Origin of the sequence: Stackebrandtia soli, assembly GCF_965137155.1 — a bacterium.
Classification (GTDB): Bacteria; Actinomycetota; Actinomycetes; order Mycobacteriales; family Micromonosporaceae; genus Stackebrandtia; species Stackebrandtia soli.
This window is the reverse complement of the sequence record NZ_CBCRZX010000036.1, coordinates 1-5,668: the sequence shown is the minus strand read 5'-3', so window position 1 is coordinate 5,668 and position 5,668 is coordinate 1. Positions and strand designations below refer to the sequence as shown.

The 5,668-nt window shown below is 62.9% G+C and carries 8 protein-coding genes; all 8 read left to right on the top strand.

Annotated elements, in window-relative coordinates:
• Positions 1-650 precede the first annotated feature (650 nt).
• The 8 genes from ACM9NP_RS18005 to ACM9NP_RS17970 all read left to right on the top strand — a co-directional run bounded on the left by ACM9NP_RS18005 (position 651) and on the right by ACM9NP_RS17970 (position 5,049).
• Entirely contained in the window at positions 651-1,157 is a 507-nt protein-coding gene (locus ACM9NP_RS18005; RefSeq protein WP_415647896.1) for a hypothetical protein, read from the top strand.
• A 26-nt stretch (positions 1,158-1,183) separates the two neighbouring features.
• Positions 1,184-1,468 carry a hypothetical protein gene (locus ACM9NP_RS18000; RefSeq protein WP_415647895.1) on the top strand — a complete coding sequence of 95 codons (285 nt, stop codon included), beginning with the start codon at positions 1,184-1,186 and terminating at the stop codon, positions 1,466-1,468.
• Between the two features lie 159 nt (positions 1,469-1,627).
• Positions 1,628-2,095 carry a hypothetical protein gene (locus ACM9NP_RS17995; protein WP_415647894.1) on the top strand — a complete coding sequence of 156 codons (468 nt, stop codon included), beginning with the start codon at positions 1,628-1,630 and terminating at the stop codon, positions 2,093-2,095.
• 94 nt (positions 2,096-2,189) lie between these two features.
• The gene (locus ACM9NP_RS17990; protein WP_415647893.1) at positions 2,190-2,594 is read left to right on the top strand and encodes a YbaB/EbfC family nucleoid-associated protein; all 405 of its coding nucleotides are present in this window, start codon (positions 2,190-2,192) and stop codon (positions 2,592-2,594) included.
• A gap of 181 nt (positions 2,595-2,775) precedes the next feature.
• Positions 2,776-3,105 carry a type VII secretion target gene (locus ACM9NP_RS17985; protein ID WP_415647892.1) on the top strand — a complete coding sequence of 110 codons (330 nt, stop codon included), beginning with the start codon at positions 2,776-2,778 and terminating at the stop codon, positions 3,103-3,105.
• Positions 3,102-3,812 (top strand): WXG100 family type VII secretion target, encoded by a 711-nt coding sequence (locus tag ACM9NP_RS17980; RefSeq protein WP_415647891.1) that lies wholly within the window; start codon positions 3,102-3,104, stop codon positions 3,810-3,812. Before ACM9NP_RS17985 ends, ACM9NP_RS17980 begins: the two co-directional genes overlap by 4 nt.
• Positions 3,813-3,849: 37 nt before the next feature.
• Complete coding sequence (locus tag ACM9NP_RS17975) at positions 3,850-4,461, top strand: EndoU domain-containing protein (protein WP_415647890.1); 612 nt, start codon at positions 3,850-3,852, stop codon at positions 4,459-4,461.
• A gap of 42 nt (positions 4,462-4,503) precedes the next feature.
• Positions 4,504-5,049: a hypothetical protein gene (locus tag ACM9NP_RS17970; protein ID WP_415647889.1), complete on the top strand. Its 546-nt coding sequence runs from the start codon at positions 4,504-4,506 to the stop codon at positions 5,047-5,049.
• Positions 5,050-5,668 lie beyond the last annotated feature (619 nt).

The window sequence follows — 5,668 nt, the reverse complement described above, 5'->3', positions numbered from 1 at the left end:
CCCGGCCCCAACCCACCCTCGCCAGCGCGACTCGTCAACCGCGCTCGCCGCACCTTCCGGCCCGTGCGTGGTCCCGTCTCCCGGCTTGGTGGGTCTTCCTTGCGGTCGCGGCAGAACGGTGTGGTCTCGTACGCCGCCCCACCAAGCCGAAGTGGGGGCCGACTGGGTGGGTGTGTTGGGGTTGGTTGGTCGTGCGGCCATTCCGTCGGGTTTGGTTGGTCGTGGACTTTCGATTCCTGTCGGATTCGGTTTGGTCCCCAGGCTTTCGGTTTGGTTCCCGGGCTCTTGGTTTGGTGGTTTCCTCTGCGGGGTGGCCCCAGTTTTTCGGCTTGGTGGGGCGGCGTNCGGANCCGCAANNCGAGNCACTGGCGGGAAGGGAGACCCACCAAGCCGGGGGAGCCGGGGCAGGCGATGTNCTTTAGACANTGTCCGTTCGAGTCGACCGCGTGGTTGCGTTTCCCGGCTTGGTGGGTCTTCCTTGCGGTCGCGGCAGAACGGTGTGGTCTCGTACGCCGCCCCACCAAGCCGAAGTTGGTGCAACCAATGTGAACTGCGGTCCGTCGACCACTTCGATAGCCGGAATCTTCGCGGCGCAACGTGTCCAAGCCCGATTGTGGCGCCACTGTCTGTAGTTGGTAACCGTCCGCCTTGTGGTAGTGGCATCATCCTGTTTGCGTCCTCTCTATACGGTCGAAGGTATGACCGACATCAAACTCGACCCCGAGATCGTCGTTCCCTTCAAGGATCGCCTTCGTGTAGAAGGAGAGGTACTTCGGTCGATCGCCCGTGATTCCCTCGGCCACACCGCGATGATTCCGGAGGAGACGATCACCAGGTGGATGGAGATCATCCTGTCGCTCGGGCAGATGCCCTTTGATGACCTGTACCCGTCCGTGCTCGATATCGAGGCACCACTGGAGGAATTCGCCGCCGACTACGAGGAGGCTCGCCAGTCCACGGTCACTCGTCTGCACGAGATCGCCGACTATGTTCAGGGGCTGGTAGGTGGGATTGCCGACACGATGAGCAACTTTGAAGTGACAGATGACGTCAACGACGCGGATCTGGAATCGACGGACGCGTTCAATTTGAGCGCCAACGGATACGGCCAAGGGGATCTGAACCCGCCGATCCGCCAGGAACGAGTCGGTGGTTAGTGATGGCGTGCACGAGCCTGGAGTCCTTGGCGGACAGTCTCGAATACGCGTGGTACTCCTTCGCGGCGGACAGCAATGCGGTGCTCGGCACGGCTCTTGGCCTCTACTCGCTAGTCGGAGCGATCATGGCGGTGACAGGGGTATTGATGAGTTTGGTCGCGGCGATCCTCGGCGTGATCGGCCTCGTCGTCACCTACCTGACCTACCATTTCGGGCGCGCGAGCGCGCTGGGAGACGCGTCCGCCGCAATTCAGAATGCTCGATCCTCTGTTGTGGAGTACGTCAGCTACCGGGATGGGCTTAGCGCATGAATCCTGCTCACCTCCAGGGAATCGTGTGGCGGGAGAGTCACGGTGGATAGGCGAACGATCCTCTGGACAAGCCTTGCAGCCATCGGATTTCTGATTTGTTCCTCATGTTTCAGACTGTTCGAGTACCTGCCGGAGCCGGAGGGAGCGCAGGGGCGGTGGGTGGATCCGTATCCGGCCGGATATCTCGGTGATCCCATTGCGACTGCGGACATTCCCGGCCTGTGCGAAAGCTTCGGCGCAGCGGCGTCGAGGGTGATCCTGGACGGATCGTTGATGGAGATGGAGCCGCCCGTGGGCGATGAATCCGCCTACCGGGCTGACTGCAGTTTCGGTGACCAGGACCAGCGCAGCGTGGACGGCACCTGGGCCATGTTGAGTCAGATCAAGCCCGGCGATCCTGAACCCGACTTGACGGATTGCGATGACGCCGGAATCGAGGCGGGGCTCGGTTTCGACGAGATCCCGATATGCAGTCAAATGAGGCCGGCCCGGCATCTCGGAGCCGATTGGGCGGTCTACTGGTGGCAACGACAGACGACTTACATCTTGGCCGTCAATGAACCTGCCGAGGATGCGGATCTCGACGCCTTCGTCTCAGACGTCATGGCCGTGATTGAACAGACGTAGCTTTCACCGTCCATGCGTGACTCAGTTGCATTTCGGTCGGTGAATGACGATCGGGCCCAGTGGAGCTCAGGTCGCGACGAATTAGGAGAAGAACATGTCCTCTATTGAGGATTGGTATGAGCGGGCCCGGATGGGAATGGGCGCGATGGCGGAGCAGTCGAAGGCCATTGAGGAGCGTGCCCGGGAGGCGCGGGCGAGTGTGTCGGACAAGTCGGGTCGGATCAAGGTGACGGTCGACCGGCACGGGAAGCTGATGGGGCTCTCGATTCATCCTCGGGCTTTCGAGGTGATGTCGGCGGAGGCTTTGGCGGAGACGATCCTGACGATCAGTTCGGAGGCCGCCACCGCACTGGGCAGGCGGATAGTCGGTGAGTACCGGAAGGTCTGGGGTGTCGACGCGTCCTCGGAGGATGTCCGGCGTGGCGCTATCGATCCACTGTCCTTTGCTCGGCAGGTTCGACGGCGGAACTTCGGGGATCCGCCGCGCACGACCGGGTGACTCGAGCCGGTGAAGTGATCTTCGGTCAGCGCCGGAGCGCGGTGTCCCCTCGACCCCGATTCTGATGTGGGCGTGTCACAGAGTAGTCGCGATCGCGCCCACACGTGACGTCGAATGTCCTGTTTCCATTGTTGCGCAAGGGGATTAGTGTTGATGAGTCCCTTGTTGAGGAGGCGGACCGATGACGACGATAAATGTCGACCCCGAGGAATTGCGTACCCACGCGGGCAGTATCGAAGAGCTGATCGCCGTATTCGACGAGGCGAAGGGCGCCAGCAGTCACATTGCCCTCGGCGATGAGTCCTACGGTCTGCTGTGCGCTTGGATCCCGCCGCTCATGTCGGCCAAGCACGAACGCTTCGACGCGCTCCTGGAGCAGGGTCGCGGTCTGTTCGAGTCCACGGCGGAGAGTCTGCGGTCGACGGCCGACTGGTACGAAACGACCGACGGGAACAACTCGACCGGCATCGACGGCGCGGGTGACCCGATCGAGACGACGGTGATCGTATGAACGACATGATCGCCCCGGTCGAGGACTCGACGACCGCGACGACGGGCCTGTGGCTGGTCGAGGACGTGAACGCCTTCGCCGACGCCGTCGAATCCGGTTCCTGGGTGGACGCGACGATCGGCGGCCTGACCGTTGGTCTGGACGTCCTGTCGGTGGTGATGGACCCGCTCGGTTCGCTCGCGTCGATGGCCGTCGGCTGGATTCTGGAACACGTTGAGCCTCTTCGGGAAGCGCTCGACGAGATCACCGGCAACGCCGATGAGGTCCGCTCGTACGCGCAGACCTGGACGAACGTCTCCACCGGTTTGAAGGGCGGCGCCGAGGCGCTGCGAACCGCGGTCGAGGCCGACATCCCGAGCTGGCAAGCCCCGGCGGGCCAGGCGTATCGGGACCACATCAATTTCGGTATCGCGGGCAGTTCGGGTCTCGGGACGTTCGCCGAGTCGATGGCGTCCGTGACGACTGCTGCGGGCGAACTGGTCGCCGCGGTCCGAGAGATCGTGCGAGACCTGATCGCCGACTGTGTCGCGACGCTTCTCGTGCGGGTGCCGGAGTGGCTGGCCGAGGTGGGCTTGACGCTCGGAATCGGGACACCCTGGGTCGTGAGCAAGGCGGTCGCGCTCATCGCGAAGTGGGTCGGCCGCATCATGTCGTTTTTGGACGCACTGACGCTTTCCATGCAGGCGTTGACAGTGCTCATGGGTTAATCACCGACTGGCTTCGAGGATACGAGGAACGAGTGCCGTGTTCAAACTGCTGAGCGCATTGCTGGTCGGATTCGGCCTGATCATGGCGGGGCCGAAACCGGGACCGCCGAAACGGCGTCCCGATGCGGGAAGTCAGGCCAATCTGGAGCGCCAGGCGCAGGAGATCGAGGACGCCTGGGCCAGTATGGAACCGAACAACTCGAGCCAGAACAGCAACGGATGGGCGTCTCCGACGGATCCCAACTATGGCAGCAACTGGCAGGGTATCGATCCGTCGCACCAGCAGAACCTGAACATGGATCAGCGTCGATCCCATATCCTATATGGAGAGTACTATCAGAACACGGACACCTGGGGCGGTGGCCACCAGTACGGCTCCGGAGTTCCGAACGCCACGGTGTTCCCGAAGGACTGGAACGAGACGCAGATCGAGCAGGCCATCAACGACGTCGCCCGAAACCCCGACCAGCGGCCCGTCCCGCGTAACGGTGAGAATGGCGACGGCGGGTACCTCATCACGGGAGTTCGCGACGGTGTCCTGATCGAGGTCCGCACCAACGCCGACGGTACGATCTGGCAGGCCAACCCGATCAGCGGGCCGGGGGTTGAACGCAATGACGCCAATGGCGATCCGCAACCGTTGTCATAGTCGCGGCGTGGCCCGTGTGGGCGTTTATCGAGGATGGCTGATATGAAGGATTTCGAGATCTACCGAATGTTCGGGCGATTGATCGGCGAGATCACGTCGCGACTGTCCGTTGAGGACGCGTACCTTCCGAAGCTGCATCGGCGCAACGGTGACACGAAGCAGAGCTTGGAGGCACTGCTGGCGGTGGTGCGAGAGCGTCAGACCCCGATCACCGCCGGCCAACGGCAGGCGTTCAACGAGTTGTGCGCCGCGTACGAGCTCTCCAGCGCCGGAGTCGGGAACCTGCGGGAGATCCCAGAGGCCGATCCCGAGACCGTTCGTGACGCCGCACGTATGGCGCGCGAACGGCTCAAGGAACGCATCGACGCCATGATGGACGCGTGGACCGCCGGATTCGACGAGCAGCACGCGCAGACTCTGCGGAACGTCGTCTGGGCCGGGGATCCCGCCGTCGGGTTGTACGACCTGTCCGCGAGCCTCGCGGCGAAGGGCATCGCGATGCCCGCCGCCGATCGCGACGAACTGCGCGACCTGCTCATGACCTTCGGCGAACCGCTCGACGCATGGATCAAGATCCCGGTCGGGTAGCGGGGTAGTTCCCTCCCGTGGCTCTGTAGGTCTTCCGGCTCGATGGGTGGATTTCCCCGTGCTGGTGGCCCCAGTCTTTCGGCTTGGTGGGTCTTCCTTGTGGTCGCGGCAGAACGGTGTGGTCTCGTACGTCGCCCCACCAAGCCGAAGTTGGATGCCAGCTGGGTGGGTGTTTGGGTGGTGGGTCGTGCGGTCATTCCGTCGGGTTTGGTTGGTCGTGGACTTTCGATTCTTGTCGGGTTCGGTTTGGTTCCCGGGCTCTTGGTTTGGTGGTTTCCTCTGCGGGGTGGCCCCAGTTTTTCGGCTTGGTGGGGCGGCGTGCGGAATCGCAGGGTGTGTCACTGGCGGGAAGGGAGACCCACCAAGCCGGGGGAGCCGGGGCAGGCGATGTCGTTTAGACATTGTCCGTTCGAGTCGACTGCGTGGTTGCGTTTCCCGGTTTGGTGGTCTTCCTCGTGGTCGCGGCAGAACGGTGTGGTGGCCAGGTGGGTGGGTGTGTGTTGGTGGGCCTTGCGGTTACTTCCGTCGGGTTTGGTTGGTCGTGGACTTTCGATTCTTGTCGGGTTCGGTTTGGTTCCCGGGCTCTTGGTTTGGTGGTTTCCTCTGCGGGGTGGCCCCA